Raw genomic sequence first — 17,997 nt, forward strand, 5'->3', positions numbered from 1 at the left:
CCGCCGCGGCGAGATCACCGCGCAGATTTCCCGCGCCGGGCAGGTCATCAGCGAACAGCAGGCCACATTGTTCAAGCTCGAGAGCGAGAGACAGAACGAGATCGCACAGTCGCTTCGTGAAGCACAGAGCCAGATGTTCCAGCTTCGCGAGCGGTTGCTTGCGGCCAGGGATCAGCTATCGCGAACGGAGGTCAAGGCGCCCGAGGACGGTGTGATAACCGATCTGCGGGTTCATACATCCGGCGGCGTCATCGGAGCGGGTGCTCCGCTCATGGACCTGGTGCCCCGGCAAGACCGTCTCATCGTAACCGCGCGCCTGAGGCCCGAGGACATCGATGTAGTTCATCCCGGCCTCAGTGCCGAAGTTTACCTCGTACCGTATAATCAGCGTCGCGTGCCTCGCCTGAAGGGAACCGTCGTGCACGTATCCGCAGACCGGCTCCTCGACAAGCGGACCGACCAGCCATACTACGCGACCAGGGTTCGGATCGACGACGGGCAGATCGTCGCTAACGACATCCAGATCATCCCCGGCATGCCGGTTCAAGTGTTCATCACGACAGGACGCGGCACCGTGGCTCTCTACGCGCTCAGGCCCCTGCTCGACAGCTTCCGTGGCGCATTCAGAGAGGACTAAGTCTCATGCATGGGAGCCTCGCCGGGGTCATGATCGCGACTCTGCGCGGGCAACCGGCCGCGCCAGCGGAGGACGGCTTCCGTGCGATTGTGCGCAGCACATTTCCTCATGATATGCTGAATGTGCATTTTGACTGTGCTTTCCGAGAGGCCCAATTTGGCGGCGATCAGCTTGTTGGGCAGGCCGAGTTCCAGTTCCGCCAGAACCTGTTGCTCGCGAGGCGTGAGATCGGTCACCCTCCTGTCGATAGCCACTCTGGTTCCCTCGCCCATCAGATATGAGGGCGCAAGCGCGCGAACATCCGGCGGTTCGAAATCCGGTATCCTGTTCATCCCGGCCACGGACAACGGCCTGTAGGCGCCGCCGACAAGAACAAGGCGCAGGCCAGCTACCGCGATCTCGATGGGCAGCGACGTGGAAAGAAAGCCACGCACGCCCCGCTGCATCGCGGCCTGCACGGTCGGCTCGTCGTCATGGTTTGACAGGACCACAGTAGCGGCGTTGGGACAACACTCCGCAACGAAGGCGAGATCGTCCTCAACCGAGGGATCGCCGATCGGCTTGTTCGCGATACTCAGCATCACCAGACGAACATCGCGGGCTGACGTGCAGTCCAGGCCTTGGACCGTTGCCATGTCAAGGATCTCAACTTCGTCCAACTCCCTCCTGAGGACGTGCAGAATGCATGTACGAGGCAACAGGAGCGGCTCGATGATCACCAGAACCGGCAAGTGAAGCGATTCATTGAGCCGTTTTGAAGTGTTGGTTATGTCGTGCATGATGTCCTCGAGATGAAAAGAATTTCCGCGATATTCCCATTCCGTATTGCGTCTCCCCTGCTGCTGCATTCATCCCGAATGCATCATCACGAGAGGTAGTGCCGCATCCACTGCTGGATCGCTTGACACCTGGGTGGAAATTCTTTCCCCTCAAATCATTTTTGCGTATACCGCGCGGTGGCTCAGTCGACGCATCACCTAATTGCAGATATTTCGATACGCAGTTGAGGCCGCCGACCCTGACTTGCCGTCGACGACATATGCTTCATCCTCCTTCACGAGATATAGAAACGGCCTCTCTCCAGTCTCGCCGCCTGACGCGCTTCTTCCTTTCACGCGCCCGCAAATCGTATCCACGCGACGGCCAAGTATGTTCTTTCGCATTGCGCGCTTCACGTCGCTGAGTTCGACCGTTTCCGGATCCCCCAACTGCGTCGCGATCGCAACCTTCGCCTTGTCCAGAGCAGGATCCGACTTTTCCGCGGTCCGCTCCGGTGCCGGGACGCTGATCGTCGTCCGCGGGGACGGCGCTTTGGCAAGGTCGGCCGATCCGCGTTTCTTCCGAGATGAAGTCCTGCCGGGCTTTGACGGCGTTGCGGAATTCGATCTGACCACCGCAGGCTCTTGCGCCAACGCCGTCGGCATTGGTCGCGCGGGTTGGGCGACGGCGCCCCTGTCGAAACAGGGTCGTGACGCGCACCCGAGGAAATACCCTCGGGAAGGCGCGAACCAGCCAAAGCCGATCAGGATTCCTGCCAGCACTCCGACAAAAATCAGTCCCATCCGATTCCCCTCCTCGGGAGCTCGGCTCGCATTCGTAACTTGGACTTCCGCGCTGGTGATCTATCTGTTGCGCAAAAGCATTAAGCGCCCATTAAGCGCGCGCCGTTGTCCTGCCCATGCCTGGAGGGGCGGATGAGATCGGGCTCCAGACCCGGGCCGACATGACCGCAAAAGGCCAATCGTGAAAGCAATCATGGCCGATTTGGTCCGCCCTTGGACTCTTCTGCAATTTGCGAGTTCATCTGAAGGTTTGCGCTACCAACCGCTGCCGATCGCCGACTCAGGGCCTTCGGGCGGGTTTCGGAGCACCGCACCAGATTCGCACCAGAAACTGCGTGAACGAAAAAAAATCGCAAGAGATAATAGGAGCTGACCGACATTCAGCCGCTCATAACGGTCTGGTTGCGTCGGCGTTACTCAGGCCGGACATCGGAGATCAAGAACGGAAAGATCAACCGGTTCAGCCTGAGCATGCTGGTCCGGCTTGCGCAACGCGCCGGGCTGCGCCCCGGGATCAAGTTACAGAAAGCGGCGTAACAGACTGTACGTCGCGGCGCCGGCCTGGTCGCGTGGAAGCTTGACTCTCTTGCCCCGAATGTCATCGCCGGCTCAGGCGGCATACTGCTCCGTCATGTATTTCAGGTAGTTGCCGAGGTGGTGCTGCCAGAAATAGTCAAGCTTCTGGCGCGGTTGATCGCCTCGACGACGAGCGAACCTTCCCGCGTCAGCAACGGCAGGCAACTCCGTCCAGCCGGTGGCGACATCGACCATCGTGAGGGTTTGGATGAACGAGCCAGCCGCCGACGTGCCGCCATGGGCGCACGAGCTTGCCAGGCCCATGCAGCCATGGGCCACGTCAAACCGCGAAGACGACCGTATGCTACGAAGCCTTATGCCTTGTGATGGACGGCTTGCAGGCCATAGACGGGGGTCGGGATGCCCTCATAGCGAGCTTTCAACTGTAGGGACAGGAACTGCGAGTAGTGACGCGACTGGTGCAGATTGCCGCCGTGGAACCATAGCCCCTCCTGTTGTGTGGGCTTCCACATGTTGCGCTGCTCGCCTTCCCATGGGCCGGGATCCTTGGTCGTATTCGAGCCTAGTCCCCAGACCTTGCCGACCCTGTCGGCCATTTCCCGGCTGATGAGGTCGGCGACAAAGCCGTTCATCGAACTGTAGCCTGTAGCATAGACGATCACATCGGCAGGCAGCTCCCTTCCGTTGTCGAGTTTGACACCGCTGGGCGTGATTTCCTCGACCTGGCCTGCGACCAGCTTGACCTTTCCGTCGATGATGAGCTGCGAGGCGCCAACGTCGATGTAATAGCCCGAGCCGCGACGCAGGTACTTCATGAACAAACCGGAATCGTCGTCGCCGAAGTCGAGCCGGAAACCGGCTCTCGTCAACCCTGCATAAAAATCGGCGTCATCCTGGCGGATCTTGTCATAAACCGGCTTCTGCAACTGATGCAGGATCTTGTAAGGCAGCGAGGCGAAGATCAGGTCGGCCTTGGCTGTCGTCATGCCACCGCGGACGGCGCGCTCTGAATAGAGGTCGGCGATGGATGCCATCAGCGAATCCGAGCGCACGACATGGGTCGTCGAGCGCTGCACCATGGTCACGTCGACGCCGGCCTCGTACAGCGCGGCGCAGATGTCATGTGCCGAGTTGTTCGAGCCGATCACGACTACCTTCTTGCCCTTGTAGCGATCGGGACCTGGGTGGCGCGAGGAATGGTGCTGTTCACCCTTGAAGGTATCCATGCCCTTGAATTGCGGTATGTTCGGTTTGGCGGACATGCCGGTGGCAAAAACCAGCTGCTTCGGCTTGAGCGTGATCTCCTTGCCATCACGCTCGACGACGACCGTCCATTCCTTTTTTGCATCGTCCCAGTCAGCGTGTTTGGCCGTGGTGCCGGTCCAGTAGTTCAGCTCCATGACCTTGGTGTACATCTCCAGCCAGTCGCCGATCTTGTCCTTGGGCGAAAACACCGGCCAGTTCTTCGGAAAGTCGATGTAGGGCAAATGATCGTACCAGACCGGGTCATGCAGGCAGAGCGACTTGTAGCGGTTGCGCCAGGAGTCGCCGGGACGGGCGTTCTTCTCGACGATGATGGTGGGCACGCCGAGCTGGCGCAACCGCGCGCCGAGTGCGATGCCACCCTGGCCGCCGCCGATGATGAGCACGTACGGCTGTGTTTTAAGGCCGAGCTGCTCGGTTTCCTCGTCCCGCAATTCTTTCCAGGTTTTGGCGCCTGGATTGACGCCGTGGCGGGCGCCAAGCGGCCGGGTGAAGCCCGCCTTCTCCTCGTAACCCTTCAGTTCGACCATCGTCGTCAAAAGCGTCCAGATCTGGCCGTTCTGGAGACGGATTAGACCGTAGCCGCGAGCGACCTCGGTTTCGAACGAGATCCAGCATTCGGTCACTCCGTCGGCTTCAGTAGCGCTTTCCTCGTCGGCTATTTTCCAGCTGCGTGGCTTTGCGTGCGCCAAGCAAGAGTTGAGCATCTCGCGGATCTGATCGCGACCTTCCATGGTCTTGATGTTCCAGGTGAAGGCAACGAGGTCGCGCCAGTAGCACTCGGGTGCGAACATCGCTACGGCGGCATCCACGTCGCCTGCCACAAGCGCCGCTTCGAATTTGTCGAGAAAGGCCTGGATGCGCGCGTTAGGGGTGGTGTCGAGCATCATTTCCTCCCAAGGAGTTTTTGATCTTCTGCGATTGTCGCAAGCTTATCTGAACTATCGACCGAAGCCAGACTTACGCGGATCAACTTTTTCACAGCACTTCTAATCGAAGACCGGCACCTTGCCGCGTTGCGTCAATCTGCGGATTGCTCATGTTTCGCTTTGCCGGAAGTTTGTCATCAGGAAATGTCATAGCACCATGGCGTTGCCATTGTCCTTGCGGAAATTCGCAATGGTCTTGAAGTGTTAATCGGCGTGGGGTCCCTGCGCCGATCGGCGCGCCAAGTCGTTGATTCAGATGACAGCGAAGGAATCGTGGTTCGGCGCCGATTTACAGCCCGGTCGCCTTGAGGCAGGCGTCCTCGGTTGCAGAAGCGATATCATCTTTTTGCGTCACTCGGGTACTCCCGCTCGACGAAACACTTCCGCAGCCTGCCGTCCGATTTCGTATGACGCGGCGGGAGAACCTTTCAACCAGCCGCTGACCGTCATAGTCGGCTGCAGCCTCAACAGCTCCTGCACCGTCTTGTGCGCATCGTCGTGCTGGCCGAGGAGCCATTGCGCGACCGTCATGACGCGCAGCGTCGAGGTGTGCTTGCGATTGGCCTTGAACGACCGTTGCGCCAGTTCGAGCGCGCGCCCGTACTTGCCGGCGGCGGCGGCAGCGGTGGCGGCCAGCGAATCGTAGAAGTAGCGGTGCGGATCGAGCGGCGACAGCGCCAGCGCGCGCTCGGTATGCTCGACCGCCTGCTCTCCCTCGCTTTTGAAAGCGTGCAGTGTACCCTTCAGCAGCCAAGCGAACGCGTTACTCGGATTGGCGGCCAGGGCACGCTCGTAGGAATTCTCGGCAAGGTCGATCTTCTTCAGGAGATTGATGTGCACGAACCCGTTGACAGCAAGGGCCAGCGAATTGTCAGGATCCATGTCGAGCGCACGCTTGGTGCACTCTGACGCGAGATAGGTGTCGCGCTGCGGATCCTCGGACCAGCCCTGCGAGACCCGCAAGACGTGCCAGTTGCCGAGCCAGGCCACAGGAAGCGGATGACGCACGCCGCGATCGATCAGCGTCTGCAGGAGGAGATGAGCCTCCCCGAAGTCGGGCAACGACAGGCGGTGCATCAGATTGACGGCGCCCATGAGTAGGGTGTAGGCCTTGAGGGTCGGGAGAGGCTGTGTGCGCGAGCGCTGGAGCTCTCGGCTCGTCACCGCCGTGTCGACGCCGGCTACCAGCCGGCCGATCAACTCCTGCTCGCCACTCACGATGGCGGCGAGACGGTCTTCTAGTCTTTCGACCCAGAGAATCCGGCCGGACTTGGTTTCCGCCAGCTCGACATCAAGCTTGAAATGTCCGTCGCCAACCCGGTAGGCGCCCGATAGCACGTAGTCAGCACTCAGGTGCGCCCCGATCTCCTCCAGCGAGGCATTTCGCCCGCTGAAGGCAGTTGTCGACAGACGCGATACAAGCTTGAGGTCTGACCAATGGGAAAGCCGCCTGATAATTTCCTCGGCAAGGATTTCGCCGACCACCCCGTTATCGTTGCAGAGGTTGCGGGACGTGAAGGGAACAACGGCAATCGACGGCGCCATCTCGTCGAACCACAGCGCAGACCCCGCCCTTGGCTGCGGCCCTGGCGGGCCGACCCTGTAGGCGCGGACCGGCTGGGGAATGCCCCTGACATAGCAATCGCCCAGATCCTCGACTTCGGCGTCGAGGCTGGGCGTCAGACCATCCCGCACATGTTGGGAAACTACGATCTCGCCCGGCCCGGCCAAGCTCATAAGTCTAGCGGCAAGATTTACGAGCGAACGCGAGTCGGCCGGCAGACTGCCAGATCATGCTGCGCACGGGCATGGAGGTTAGCGACGTCATTATCGAAGACAACGACGTCTTCGGCCGCGGCGCCTGCTTTCGTGTTGAATGGCGAGAGCCNNNNCCGCCGATACGGCCGATCGGACGTCGGCAAAGTCCAGAAGCATGCCGTCGCCGAGACCCTTGACGAGCCGTCCGTTGTTCGGCGGAAGGATATCCCGCTTAACGCGCTCGACGAAATTAAGCCAATGGGTGATGACGCCCACTTCGTCCTGTTCAATAAGACCCACCGACCCGACGATATCTGTGAGCAGGACTGCGCGCTTTGCTCATGCAACGTGGTGGCCTGTCTGAATATCCGCGAGATCGAGCTCCGCCATTGGAACCCCACAACCGCGTGGCCAAGCCGGGAGACGGCTCCCGGAAAATGATAGCAGAATGCGTCGGGCTGCAATGGCAACGTGGCCCATTGGGCCCTCAGTCGACTTGGAAATTTCGACTGGCGTCCATTTTGCTCCCAAGAACGGACATTCGCAATGAGATGTTATGGAAGAACTCGGCCAATGGGCAAGGAGCCGCATTGCGACGCGTTTGCCCTTGCAGCTTTACCTTTTCTCGTGAGGAACAGGTAAGCTGCGGCACTCTCAGAGATCACAGGCGCAGAAGCATCTTAAGCCGTACCCACTGAGAACGGCCTATTCAATTCATGAAGCAAGCCGTTTTGGAGATTGGCCAATCTGACAAATCGAAATCGACCCGTGCCTGGGCTGGTCGCTCCCGACCGGAACGACGATCATTGCCTGGCATTTGAACCGACACTGGATACGGCCACACTAAGAGCCGGGTGCGATGTCCGCGCCTGGGCCTTGACCCTACCGATCGGCGGCACGACGGCACCGGCCACCGATGGTTGACGAACGGACGTTCTATGCAGTTCTTCCTTTACGAGATCGCTGCGCGCCTGTTCGGCCTCTATCTGGCCATCGATTGCCTCCGCACGCTGCGGGCCGGCTATGCCGACAGGAAGATCAGGAGCTTCTATCACAGTTCGACCATTCTAGACTGGATGATCGACGTGTGGCTGCCGAGGCCCGTCTACGAACGGGACACATCGCCGGTTCGCTACTGGATGGAGATGAGCGGGCAGGCGTTCGTCTTTGTGTGCTGCGTTGTGATGGTGATCTTCGGCTGGGTCAGCGCGAGCACCTAAGCATCCGCCGATGGCAGCGGCGCGTCGTTCTGACGAGCGATCCTAGCGCACGCTGACGAACATGCGACACAGATTCACGTCGCGTGCAATCTTCCATCCGTTTAGCCCTAGCAGCTTGCTAGGGCTAATTTCGGCCTCCTTCGCGAAGAGAGAACAGGCACCTCGTCAATTCGCGAGAAAGTTCAAAGCTAAGCGATGACGATCACTTGAAGCCATCGACAGAGCAAGACCGGCGAACTTGTCGACATCAAAGAGGCGCCACAACTCAGCGCACGACTAAATGCCTCGCGTGCACGAATAGAACTCGAGCTTCGGCTTCAACTGGATAAGATCCCACCCGAACTCGTGGTCAACGAGGACAATGGTGAGCCTTACGACGAGAGTACCCATCGCCATTGGGTGTCGACCGCTCGCTCCGTCGCAATCTTCGGCTTTCCGACCTATTTCAGCCTGAGATCGATGTGGCAGAGGCCACTCGCTCAATTATCTCAATTTGAATGCGATCTCCGCGCGAATTGGTGCGGGTAATGGATACGATAGTCGTGGAGCACGACATGCGTAATGCCTCCAATCCTGCCGGAGGTCTCCTCACCCAGCAGTCGATTGAGGAAGGGCTGGACAAGTATGTCAAGGAGCGCATCAGCGCAGTGTATCCCGAGAAAACCCTTGGTCAGATCTACCGCTTGCAAGACATCGTATTCATAAATAAGGACGTCCAATCTGCATTCCGCGTTAACTCGCAAAGCGCACGAACAAAAATCAAGAACTGGGAAGATGCCGGTCTGGTGAAGCGCACAGGAACTCGCGCACCTGAGGGCGACCAGGGTGGACAACCTCCCTATGAGTACACAATTGTGGATACGCGCGTAGAACGAATCATTACCCGACGGCTCATAAAACTTTGAGGAGTTTACTGAGACTCCTACTGACGAGCCGGAACGGGCCGGCGAGACTGCCTCTTAAGCTCATCGTGTGGAGCGCGTGTGCATCGAGGGCATAAGTTCATCACCACGCGACAGCTCGACGCAGCTTGATCTCGATGCACCGAGCGCAGATCAGCTCGCCGTCCCCGCCCGGTGGCGCAAAAACGGTCAGCTCTTGTTGCGCGAACTCATCTTCGCAGTGATCACAGCGGGGGATTTTGTGCATTCGCGCGTATGCTCACGCTCATGTGGCGGAATTCAGTACTCTGGTCCGTACCTACGTCAGCTCGTTCCAAATCCGGAACGTGGTGAAGTAAACTCGCGGCCGTTGCAAATTTACAACCAGCTTCGCCATTCAAAGTACTAAGCTCGTCTCGTCCATTGCGACGACCGAAACATATTTCGCGCTTACTTAATGCAAACAGCGGAGACGCAAAATGTTTGATGTCTATCGCAATGACAAGCGCGAGTTGCTGGTCCTGAGCAATGGCTCTGCGATACCTGTCGTTTGCTCGCAGAACAACTGGCGCAAGAAAAGAAGAAGAGTTCTGAAAGTCAGCGACGAGATCAAAGCGGCCGTTGAAAGACAAGGTTATTACGTTCGCAGCTTGCGGGTTACCCAGGCGGACGATCTAGGTCGGCAGCTTAGGTCGTCGCCGCGCCATCCAATTGCGCCAGCCCGATCTCGATCACGATAATATCTTCTTCGATCTCCTGAAGGGTTGCGCGGCAATCAAATCCAGTGCGCGCCTTTAGGTCCACGGCCAACTTCCGGCGCTGCATGCGCAAATCGTCGAGAGCCGCCCTATCATTCAGGCGAACGTATCCGTTCACAATAAGCTCGATCGCGTTTGGCATCCCTCGCCCCTAGTCCCCCCCAAACGCTTAGCCCGCGACACTCTTCACTACGGCATCCCTTCGCAGATTGTGTCCGGCAGCGGTCAAATGGGACCCTATAATGAGACCGAGCCGCCTTAACGTCTGGAGGGCAACAGGGTCGCAGAGTTCAATCGAAAGTCCGGCTCCCAACACCGCAATGGTGCGCTGTTCAGCGCCATCGAGATCAGCCCATGAAATGTCCATCACGCGGCTCCGCGCGAAACGATTATCTAAAACCCAAACGCATGCCTGATTTGCCGCAACATAGCCATGGCCGCGTCGGTGTACCAACCGTTGGTTAGGTAGTGATCCACCTGCGCTGTGCTAATCAGCGCGACAACTGCCACTGTGAAGCACTTAAACATTGGGCCTCTCCTGAAAGAGACCGCCAACCGAGCGTGTCGAAATATTAGACCGTTTCTTAGAATGCGCTGCCGCGTATGGCGACGACCCATATGTAAATGGTGACAGTGACTAGTAACCTGTCCCTTAACGAGCGCGATATCTGGTGCGCGATGCGCGCGTCGTAAGCTGAGGCAAGGCTCTAGAGACCGCCGCTAGATGATCGGTTCGAAATCGAGATGTGCGAGGCCGAGAAGGAAAACCGGGGCGGCAGCGTGACTGTCCGCGTGGCCCCAAGAAGCGGACCAAACGGGGACGGAGCAGCATGTACGCGATGGGCCACAAACGGACTCTTGCGTTGAAGTCCTCAACGGCCTCATTCAATCACATCGTCGGCGCGGTCGCGCAAAGATGGCGGTACCGTGAGCCCGATGACCTTGGCAATTTTTGAGATTGATAACAAGCTCGAATTTCACAGGTTGCTCGATCGGCAAATCTGCCGGCTTCTCCCCGTTTTAGATTTTTTGCACATAGCCCACCAGACGTTTGGCCTCAAAACTTCGGCTCGGACCATAGGACAGCAAGGCACCGCTATCTGCGAATTCCCGCCACGACGCAATCACGGGAAGACGACGCTCCTGGCCGTATTGCGCGATTTTAGCGGCAACAACGCCAGTCAGACGTGAAGAAATGACGAGCAAGCCATCAGCGCGGCTTGCTTCCACCCCCTTTAGCGCGGTGTCGAGATCGGCGATCACGTTTATCGGGTAAGCGGTTAGCTCAAGGTCGAGTGATTCGGCGCCGCGCCGAGCAAAAGTCACTTCGTCATCGAAATGTTGGGGATTAAATATCACCCCAACCTTCCTGACGTTCGGGGCCACTTGCTTGAGCAATTCTATTCGCTTCGCTGCCATTTCATCCGTAAGAAACGTGATCCCGGTGAAGTTCTTGCTTGGTCGAGCAAGAGACACGGCGATTCCCGACCGGATCGGGTTATCGCTAACGCCACCGACGATGGGTACGCTACCTTTACTTGCCTCAAACAGTGGCTTGATAACATCACCGCCAATGGCGAGCAGAAGAGTGGGCCTTTGCGCGACAAGTTCAGTGGCCAATTCCACAAGTCGATCCGGCACTCCGTTGGCATAGCGGAAGACGATTTCTACGTTGCGTCCATCGAGGATCCCGGCTTGCGCGAGTGCGTCCTTCAGCGACTGATCGACTGGTCCCAATCTTTCAGCATCGCCAAATACCAACCACCCAATCCGAGGCAGCGATTTCTGCGCATGCACGACAAGCGGCCAGGCTGCCGCCGCGCCACCAAAAAAAGTGATGAAATCGCGCCGTCGCAAGAGGAATGCCTCATCGAGGTCTAAAGCCTAGCACCTTTGCGGGATCGCCGCATGAGATATGGCGAACAATTGGCTTCCGACGCTGCGACCGAATGTCCGAATTGGGGTCAATCGCGACGGTTTGGCCCGGTTCAAGCTGGGTCCGAATCTACCCCTGATTGTGTTGCAAAACTCCCGTTGAGACGACTCGCATTCCGTGATTCCGTTGATTCTGAGGATCATTGGCGGGGAGCCGCGCATGATGGGTCGGCGGGAGAACGGCCAAGGTCAGTTCTTCTATTCGTTTGACCTGGACAAGGTGGTCCCCTTCGACCATTTGGTTCGCCAGACCGATCGCGTACTCGATCTAGGCTGGGTCCGCGACGAGCTTGCACCTTTTCGCATACGGGCCGGCCTTCGATCGATCCGGTGCTGATGATCCGGATGCTGTTGGTCGGCTATGTTTTTGCAATCCGCTCAGAGAGACGGATTTGCGCCGAGATACAGGTTGACCTGGCTTATCGCTGGTTCTGCAAGCTCGGGATCGAAGACAAGATACCTGACCATTCCGTGTTCTGCCGTGCGCGACAGGAACGCTTTCGCGAGAGTGACGCCTTCCGGCGGGTCTTCGAGGGTGTAGTGGGTATGAGCATTGCGGCCGGACTGGTCGGCGGCGAGGCGTTTTCCGTCGATGCGAGCCTGATCAAGGCGGACGTCGACAAGAAGAAAAGAATGCCGGGTGATCAGCCGATTGCCTGGCCGAAGGCAGAAGAAGCGTCCCATGCGGTCCGCGAGTATCTCGCCGTCCTCGATGCCGGCAATGATGAGAATCGCGGACGAGACGACGACGGCCCCGGTGAAGGAGGCCAGCCACGCACGCCTCCCAAGGAGGTCTCGCTGACCGATCCGCAAGCAACCTGGGTTGCGAGGCCGGGCGTCGATCCTTTCTTCGCTTATGATGCAAATTATCTGATCGATAACAAGGCTGGCATCATCATGGATGCCGTAGGTACGCGAGCGAACCGATCGATCGAGATCGCGGTCACCCAGACCATGGTGGACCGTGTCGATCGCCGCTTCAATCTGCGGCCCAAAAGGCTCGCGGGCGACACGGTCTATGGCGCAGTCGAGCTGCTCAAATGGCTGACAGATCGCAACATCACACCGCACGTTCCCGTTTGGGACAAATCGGTACGTTCCGATGGCAAATTCAGCAGGGCAGGCTTCGTCTTCGACCAGACCCGCAATGTCTATGTTTGTCCAGGCCGAACTGACCAGCACAGGCAACATCGACCAGGGCCATACAGTTTATTACAGAGCCAGCAAGAATGATTGCTCGCGCTGCTTGCTGAAGCCCAAGTGCACCACGGCCGTGGCGCGCAAAGTGACCCGCGACCTCAACGAAGAACTGCGCGACCAAGTCCGGGCTTTGGCCAATACCGAGGCCTTCCAGCAGTCGCACCGCGAGCGCAAGAAGGTCGAGATGCGATTTGCCCACATGAAAAGGATTCTCAGGCGCGACCGGTTCCGGCTGCGCGGCTTGAGTGGCATCAAGGATGAGGTCTTGCTGACGGCAACCGCGCAGAACCTGCGGCGGCTCGCCAGACTCCTCAACCACGCACCACCGCCTTCGACGGGGCACTGCCTTGCGTAGGTGTCCCGTGATGAGTTCAGAGCGTCAAAGACCCCAAAACGGGTGCGATCGACGACGCTCAGACTTGAAACCACCGCCCGCCTTCAGGCTCAAGGAGTTTTGCAACAGAATCCGCCTGACAGCCGACATATCCTCGGCCGTGGGATACGGCAGCAATGGGCCATGACCGGTCTCTATGCCTACACGCGGAATCGCATCCAGACTACTCTTGTACCTATAAGTCGCAAGGGGGACCCCGATCCCACCGCCAGTTTTGATTCAAGTAGACCTGGGGTTGGTATAAGATGATGCTGACGGCATCTGTCGGTCGGCTCACTTCGGTGGCGCCTATGGCGAAGGCGAGATACTTCGAGATCGGGGTGGTCTGCCTCGAAATCATTGTAGTGCTGCTTGCGATACTAGTGGCAGTGTACGTCTCCGTCTGGGCCGGCCTTCTCCTGCTCCCCCTGCTCCTCCTGGGACTGATCTCGCTGATTTGCAATTACGATGCCTGGGTCGTCCGACGGCTATCGACGCAAGACAGCCCGCTGATGTTGACACTGTGCAAGATTGGATTCGTGGGCAGATCCCGGCGAATGCTAAGGCTACTGCCGTCGGACCCGCGATGCAGGTTCTGCATGGTGCCGTTCGGTGGCGTCGGCAAAGTGTTCGGCATCAGACCGTCGGCGGCGAACCCAAACTACTGCCGGAGCTGCTTCGAGGCCATGCCGATAACAACTCACGAGCTGGAAGTTGGAGTGGTTTTCGCGGACCTGCGTGGGTTCACTTCGTGGTCCGAGACCCACAGCTCGCGCGACGCGACCGCCCTGGTGAGCCGCTTCTATGCGAGCGCTCATCACGTGCTGACATCCGATGACGCCTTCGTTGACTTCATCGGGGACCAGGTGATGGCCATCTACTGCGTGGATATGCCCTCGCTCGGCGCAAGAACCGCGGACATCATGCTTGCAGCGACGAGACGGCTGATCGACACGGCGCGGCAGGGCGCGGAGTCGTTGCCAGTGGGTGCCGGAATGCACATGGGCAAGGCGCAAGTCGGCTCGCTGGCCACGGGAAAGTCGAAGAATTTTACTGCTATCGGGGACGTGGTGAACACGGCTGCACGCCTACAGAGTGCGGCCGGCGCCAACCAGATCTTAGTTTCGGAGAAGGTTTACGGCGCGCTTTCCGGGGAGAAGCCGCAGGCGGACCGCACCACTCTAGACCTGAAGGGAAAAGCCGAGCTACTGACCGCCTTCATCTTGCATTAGCTTGGGAAGCGCCGCGCGGCTGCAATACAGCTATGGCTCCTTTGGGGTCAAAAGCGGCGGTCTGGCGTTCGCATGAGGCAGGTCCGGTTTACCCGCAGGAGCGGACCTGTCCACACCCACGACGCGCAGTAGTTCGGCGCCCATACCATCCCCAACAGATTGACAATTTGCCGGCGGGCTCCAGAGCGCTTTGATCTGTTTCATGAGACCCCAAAAGATCACCTTTGGTGACATGCGCGAGATGGGCGTGCCCGGGGTCCTGATCTATTGCGCCGATTACCGATGCAGTCACTGCGTTACCCTGAGCGCCGACCGCTGGCCGGACGAGCTAAGGCTCTGCGCTGGCGTTGCTGAGCCAGAACGTGCAAGGCGCGCAGAGGACGCCAGTTCAGGCTCAAGGCAATGAATGACCTGATGGTCACCAAACAGCGACATGGCGGGCAGACAATCGACTTTGTGTGGGCCAAGGGCGGCCCTCGATTGCTGTCGGCGTTAATTGGTTAAATCATCCCATACTGATGCACTGCGAAACGAAGCCCTAGCGCATTTCCTTCAGCGGGTGCATGCTGCTCTACGGCTAGGTTCTGCGAGCAGAGGGCTTAGTTATGCGTCACCCGTCCAAATCGTTACTCGACAAAGCTATTGCGTACAGAGCGGGCGCGATCGGCCTCGGGCTGCTTCCTATCGCAATGGCGTTCGCTGCGGTCCTCATACCCTGATCGATCGGCGTTGGTCTGGCCGGTGTCGATCCGAATGCGAAGCGTGTCCGTCGTAGCATGCTGGTGCGACGCGCAGCCGTCGAACAGAAAGAGGCCACCGTATCTGAGAGCTTGCCGGGGGAGCTCGCCTCCCTCGCTTGTGGTGAGTGAAGTGAGAAGTAAGCCAAGGAGGAAGGAAATGAAGCGACCAATGGCACTATTTGCTGTTGCTTCTGGCCTTGCTGTCCTAGCAGCAGCACAAATCCTGCCGGCACTGCACGCCGCCGAGATGCAAATGAAGCCTCCGGTCAACGTGGAAGACATCAAGTGGGGTCCCGCTCCACCGACCATCCCGCCCGGCGCGCAGTTCGCCGTCATCGCTGGTGATCCCAGCAAGGAGGGGCTGTTCACGATGCGGCTCAAGATGCCGGCCAACTACAAAGTCCCGGCTCATAACCACCCCACCGACGAGTTCGTGACGGTGATCGCGGGTGACTTCCGAGCAGGTCTCGGCGACAAGCTCGACATGGACAGGGGGCAGTCCCTCAAGGCCGGAGCTTTCGTCGAAATGCCAGCAGGCATGAACCACTATGCCTGGACCACTGAGGAGACTGTGGTACAGATCGCCGGACCCGGGCCGTTCGCTATCAACTATGTCAACCCGGCCGATGACCCGAGCAAACAGGCCGCGAAATAGCGGCTGAACGCGTCAAGCAAAAGGCCCCGACGAGATTGCACGTCGGGGCCCTTCAAGGTCATCAGGCCGGTTACATCCGCCGTGCCTTCCGATCCATATGTCGCTGATTACTGCATCCGATCTGGTGCAGACTGTGACGAGGCTATGGCATTGGCGTGATCACATTCCGCTCGGAAGCGGGCTCGCGGCCACCCCGGTCTTGCGCCATTCGGCACGACGACGATGCTCGACCGTCAGCACCTTGCGCGCAACCACGTCCCGAATGATCTCATCGATCTCAGCGCCGTCCAGCGTGCGCCTGATCCGCAGCACCGTAGACAGCACGATCAACACGTCGCGGTGCGGCGTCAGCAAATCCCGCGCCGCGATAGGGCGCTGCGCCCCTGAATCGGTCCAGACGCAACGTTGCAATGCTGGCCTGACGAACCTGACAACCTGACGAGGCACCGTCGCTGCGAGGCATCGCAGACGAGTTCGGAGACAAGTTACAGGCCCGATACGAGCCTTCGCGACGGGCGTTAGCCCAGGTCCCTTTTTAGCCCCGAAGGCGAAGATCGCGACAGCCTCCGGCGTCAGTAATCGAGGTCAGACAGGACATATCTGCGACGCGCCCAAATCGACGCGAATGACCCTGGCTGCGTGAAAACGACGAGTCAGATAGAGATCGTCTGGGGGTTTTTGGAGACGATCAATGAATCGGTTCATTGAAGGGGCGGACCGAGCGCAATCGACGCTGTTGCCCGAATGCCTCGACGACTGGGTCGATGAGAGTAATCCGGTTCGCGCGGTCGATGCCTTGGTCGAAGCGCTCGATCTGGCAGAGCTGGGCTTCAAGGACGTCGAGCCTGCGGCAACCGGCCGGCCCGGTTATCACCCTGCGCCGCTGCTCAAGCTCTACATCTACGGCTATCTCAACCGCATCCAGTCGAGCCGCCGGCTCGAGCGCGAGGCGAGGCGCAATCTTGAGGTGATTTGGCTGTTGCAGCGGCTTTCGCCCGACGACAAGACGATCGCCGACTTTCGCCGCGACAACGGCCCCGCCATCAAGAAGGTGTGCGCGAAGTTCGTCGAACTTTGCCGGCAGATGGGCTTGTTGACGAAGGCGAGCGTCGCCATCGACGGCTCGAAGTTCAAGGCGGTCAACACGCGTGACAAGAACTTCACGAAGGGCAAGGTCGAGCGCCGTCGCCAGCAGCTGGAGGAGAGCGTATCGCGCTATCTCGCGCAGCTGGACACCGCAGATCTGCAGGAGCCATCTGAGACTCTCGCCGCGAAGACGGCGCATCTGAAGGAGAAGCTCACCAAGCTCGCGAGCGAGATGCAGAAGCTCGAAGCCTGCGAACAGGCAATGCTGGCATCACCGGACCAGCAGATCTCGCTGACCGATCCCGACAGTCGGTCCATGGCCACGAGTGGCCGCGGCTCCGGTGTCGTCGGCTACAATGTGCAGGTTGCCGTCGATACCGAGCACCACCTCATCATCGCGCACGAGGTGACGAATAGCGGCTCGGATCGTGCACAACTCGCCAACATGGGTAAACAGGCCAAGGCCGTGCTCGGCGTCGACAAGCTCGAGGCCGTGGCCGATCGCGGCTACTACACAGGCGAGGAGATCAAAGCCTGCGCCGACGCCGATATCGCTGTGACACTGCCGAAACCGAATACGACGGGCATGGAGGCGAAGGGCAAGTTCGGCAAGCACGACTTCGCATACCTGGCCAAGCAGGATGTATATCGCTGCCCGGCGGGCCAGTTGCTGGCGTATTGGCTTACAACAGTGGATGGCGAACGCACCATTCGGCGCTACGCCACGAAAGCTTGTGGAAGCTGCCCGCTTAAGGCGCGCTGCACCACGGCCAAGAACCGCGTCATCTCCCGTTGGGAACATGAACACGTCATGGAGGATGCCCAGAGGCGGCTCGACGCCGATCCCCAGGCGATGCGTCGCCGTCGCGAGACGGTCGAGCATCCGTTTGGCACACTGAAGATGCGCATGGGCGCGACGCACTTCCTGACGAAGCGGTTGCCGAAGGTCGCCGCCGAGATGGCGCTGCACGTGCTCGCCTACAATCTCACACGCGCAATGAACATCATGGGTGTCGGTGCGCTGATCGCGGCGATGCAGGCATGAGGCAGGAGCGCTGTCGTGCGCGTGCCGCCAACCTTTATCGATCGATCACAGTGACCAAGGCAAGCCAATGGACCGGCTTCCGCCACCTTGCCGGAAAATATGCCACTTTGGCGTTAGCTGGCCCTCACAGGGGCCGTTCACGGCCGCGTCACCCCGCACTGAAGCGTTTTCACGCAACCAAGACCC

General features: G+C 59.2%; 16 protein-coding genes and 1 pseudogene. 8 read left to right on the forward strand and 9 right to left on the reverse strand.

The window, feature by feature from the left end; translation table 11 throughout:
* The first annotated feature begins 271 nt into the window (after positions 1 to 271).
* Positions 272 to 637: a beta-barrel domain-containing protein gene (locus AOQ71_RS47410; protein ID WP_488226145.1), complete on the forward strand. Its 366-nt coding sequence runs from the start codon at positions 272 to 274 to the stop codon at positions 635 to 637.
* Here AOQ71_RS47410 and AOQ71_RS07415 read toward each other — a convergent pair.
* From AOQ71_RS07415 to AOQ71_RS07435, 5 genes are all read right to left on the reverse strand, one after another.
* Positions 634 to 1,485, reverse strand: a complete 852-nt coding sequence (locus AOQ71_RS07415) for a response regulator transcription factor (RefSeq protein WP_245316777.1) — start codon at positions 1,483 to 1,485, stop codon at positions 634 to 636. The genes AOQ71_RS47410 and AOQ71_RS07415 overlap by 4 nt on opposite strands.
* A gap of 129 nt (positions 1,486 to 1,614) precedes the next feature.
* Complete coding sequence (locus AOQ71_RS47415) at positions 1,615 to 2,199, reverse strand: hypothetical protein (RefSeq protein ID WP_245316778.1); 585 nt, start codon at positions 2,197 to 2,199, stop codon at positions 1,615 to 1,617.
* A gap of 609 nt (positions 2,200 to 2,808) precedes the next feature.
* Positions 2,809 to 3,039, reverse strand: coding sequence for a hypothetical protein (locus AOQ71_RS07425; RefSeq protein ID WP_057743850.1), 231 nt, complete (start codon positions 3,037 to 3,039; stop codon positions 2,809 to 2,811).
* A gap of 50 nt (positions 3,040 to 3,089) precedes the next feature.
* Positions 3,090 to 4,886 carry an NAD(P)/FAD-dependent oxidoreductase gene (locus AOQ71_RS07430; RefSeq protein ID WP_057743896.1) on the reverse strand — a complete coding sequence of 599 codons (1,797 nt, stop codon included), beginning with the start codon at positions 4,884 to 4,886 and terminating at the stop codon, positions 3,090 to 3,092.
* A gap of 393 nt (positions 4,887 to 5,279) precedes the next feature.
* On the reverse strand, positions 5,280 to 6,659 hold the full coding sequence (locus tag AOQ71_RS07435) for a tetratricopeptide repeat protein (protein WP_157083422.1): 1,380 nt from the start codon (positions 6,657 to 6,659) through the stop codon (positions 5,280 to 5,282).
* 965 nt (positions 6,660 to 7,624) lie between these two features.
* Here AOQ71_RS07435 and AOQ71_RS07445 point away from each other — a divergent pair.
* Entirely contained in the window at positions 7,625 to 7,906 is a 282-nt protein-coding gene (locus AOQ71_RS07445) for a hypothetical protein (protein WP_057743859.1), read from the forward strand.
* A gap of 554 nt (positions 7,907 to 8,460) precedes the next feature.
* Complete coding sequence (locus tag AOQ71_RS07450) at positions 8,461 to 8,811, forward strand: hypothetical protein (protein ID WP_157083423.1); 351 nt, start codon at positions 8,461 to 8,463, stop codon at positions 8,809 to 8,811.
* A gap of 221 nt (positions 8,812 to 9,032) precedes the next feature.
* On the opposite strand, the gene AOQ71_RS44890 is transcribed toward AOQ71_RS07450, so the two are convergent.
* Positions 9,033 to 9,419: a hypothetical protein gene (locus tag AOQ71_RS44890; protein ID WP_157083424.1), complete on the reverse strand. Its 387-nt coding sequence runs from the start codon at positions 9,417 to 9,419 to the stop codon at positions 9,033 to 9,035.
* Here AOQ71_RS44890 and AOQ71_RS47420 point away from each other — a divergent pair.
* The gene (locus AOQ71_RS47420) at positions 9,327 to 9,527 is read left to right on the forward strand and encodes a hypothetical protein (RefSeq protein WP_245316781.1); all 201 of its coding nucleotides are present in this window, start codon (positions 9,327 to 9,329) and stop codon (positions 9,525 to 9,527) included. The genes AOQ71_RS44890 and AOQ71_RS47420 overlap by 93 nt on opposite strands.
* Here the strand turns inward: AOQ71_RS47420 and AOQ71_RS07455 are convergent.
* Both AOQ71_RS07455 and AOQ71_RS07465 read right to left on the reverse strand, forming a co-directional pair.
* Positions 9,475 to 9,687, reverse strand: coding sequence for a hypothetical protein (locus AOQ71_RS07455; RefSeq protein WP_057743865.1), 213 nt, complete (start codon positions 9,685 to 9,687; stop codon positions 9,475 to 9,477). The two genes, AOQ71_RS47420 and AOQ71_RS07455, sit on opposite strands and share 53 nt — an antisense overlap.
* An 878-nt stretch (positions 9,688 to 10,565) precedes the next feature.
* Entirely contained in the window at positions 10,566 to 11,402 is an 837-nt protein-coding gene (locus AOQ71_RS07465; RefSeq protein ID WP_083514029.1) for an ABC transporter substrate-binding protein, read from the reverse strand.
* A 238-nt stretch (positions 11,403 to 11,640) separates the two neighbouring features.
* Between AOQ71_RS07465 and AOQ71_RS07470 the strand changes: the two are divergent.
* The 3 genes and pseudogenes from AOQ71_RS07470 (at position 11,641) to AOQ71_RS07480 (ending at position 15,680) form a co-directional block, all read left to right on the forward strand.
* A pseudogene (locus AOQ71_RS07470) lies at positions 11,641 to 13,035 on the forward strand (IS1182 family transposase).
* A gap of 329 nt (positions 13,036 to 13,364) precedes the next feature.
* Positions 13,365 to 14,285 carry an adenylate/guanylate cyclase domain-containing protein gene (locus AOQ71_RS07475; protein ID WP_162268331.1) on the forward strand — a complete coding sequence of 307 codons (921 nt, stop codon included), beginning with the start codon at positions 13,365 to 13,367 and terminating at the stop codon, positions 14,283 to 14,285.
* A gap of 897 nt (positions 14,286 to 15,182) precedes the next feature.
* Entirely contained in the window at positions 15,183 to 15,680 is a 498-nt protein-coding gene (locus tag AOQ71_RS07480) for a cupin domain-containing protein (protein ID WP_057743898.1), read from the forward strand.
* A gap of 159 nt (positions 15,681 to 15,839) precedes the next feature.
* Here AOQ71_RS07480 and AOQ71_RS07485 read toward each other — a convergent pair whose 3' ends face one another.
* The gene (locus AOQ71_RS07485) at positions 15,840 to 16,034 is read right to left on the reverse strand and encodes a hypothetical protein (RefSeq protein WP_057743879.1); all 195 of its coding nucleotides are present in this window, start codon (positions 16,032 to 16,034) and stop codon (positions 15,840 to 15,842) included.
* A gap of 337 nt (positions 16,035 to 16,371) precedes the next feature.
* Between AOQ71_RS07485 and AOQ71_RS07490 the strand changes: the two genes are divergently transcribed.
* Entirely contained in the window at positions 16,372 to 17,811 is a 1,440-nt protein-coding gene (locus tag AOQ71_RS07490; RefSeq protein WP_057743882.1) for an IS1182 family transposase, read from the forward strand.
* The last annotated feature ends 186 nt before the right edge of the window (positions 17,812 to 17,997 follow it).

The sequence above is a fragment of the Bradyrhizobium manausense genome (genome assembly GCF_001440035.1).
GTDB classification, from domain to species: Bacteria; Pseudomonadota; Alphaproteobacteria; order Rhizobiales; family Xanthobacteraceae; genus Bradyrhizobium; species Bradyrhizobium manausense.

Excerpts from the sequence above, each read along its gene's own strand:
- AOQ71_RS47415 (WP_245316778.1), bottom strand. The coding sequence starts at position 2,199 with ATGGGACTGATTTTTGTCGGAGTGCTGGCAGGAATCCTGATCGGCTTT.
- AOQ71_RS07415 (WP_245316777.1), bottom strand. The coding sequence starts at position 1,485 with ATGCAGCAGCAGGGGAGACGCAATACGGAATGGGAATATCGCGGAAAT.
- AOQ71_RS07430 (WP_057743896.1), bottom strand. The coding sequence starts at position 4,886 with ATGCTCGACACCACCCCTAACGCGCGCATCCAGGCCTTTCTCGACAAA.
- AOQ71_RS07490 (WP_057743882.1), top strand. The coding sequence starts at position 16,372 with ATGAATCGGTTCATTGAAGGGGCGGACCGAGCGCAATCGACGCTGTTG.
- AOQ71_RS07445 (WP_057743859.1), top strand. The coding sequence starts at position 7,625 with ATGCAGTTCTTCCTTTACGAGATCGCTGCGCGCCTGTTCGGCCTCTAT.
- AOQ71_RS07425 (WP_057743850.1), bottom strand. The coding sequence starts at position 3,039 with ATGGGCCTGGCAAGCTCGTGCGCCCATGGCGGCACGTCGGCGGCTGGC.
- AOQ71_RS47410 (WP_488226145.1), top strand. The coding sequence starts at position 272 with ATGGACCTGGTGCCCCGGCAAGACCGTCTCATCGTAACCGCGCGCCTG.
- AOQ71_RS07450 (WP_157083423.1), top strand. The coding sequence starts at position 8,461 with ATGCGTAATGCCTCCAATCCTGCCGGAGGTCTCCTCACCCAGCAGTCG.
- AOQ71_RS07475 (WP_162268331.1), top strand. The coding sequence starts at position 13,365 with ATGGCGAAGGCGAGATACTTCGAGATCGGGGTGGTCTGCCTCGAAATC.
- AOQ71_RS07480 (WP_057743898.1), top strand. The coding sequence starts at position 15,183 with ATGAAGCGACCAATGGCACTATTTGCTGTTGCTTCTGGCCTTGCTGTC.
- AOQ71_RS07455 (WP_057743865.1), bottom strand. The coding sequence starts at position 9,687 with ATGCCAAACGCGATCGAGCTTATTGTGAACGGATACGTTCGCCTGAAT.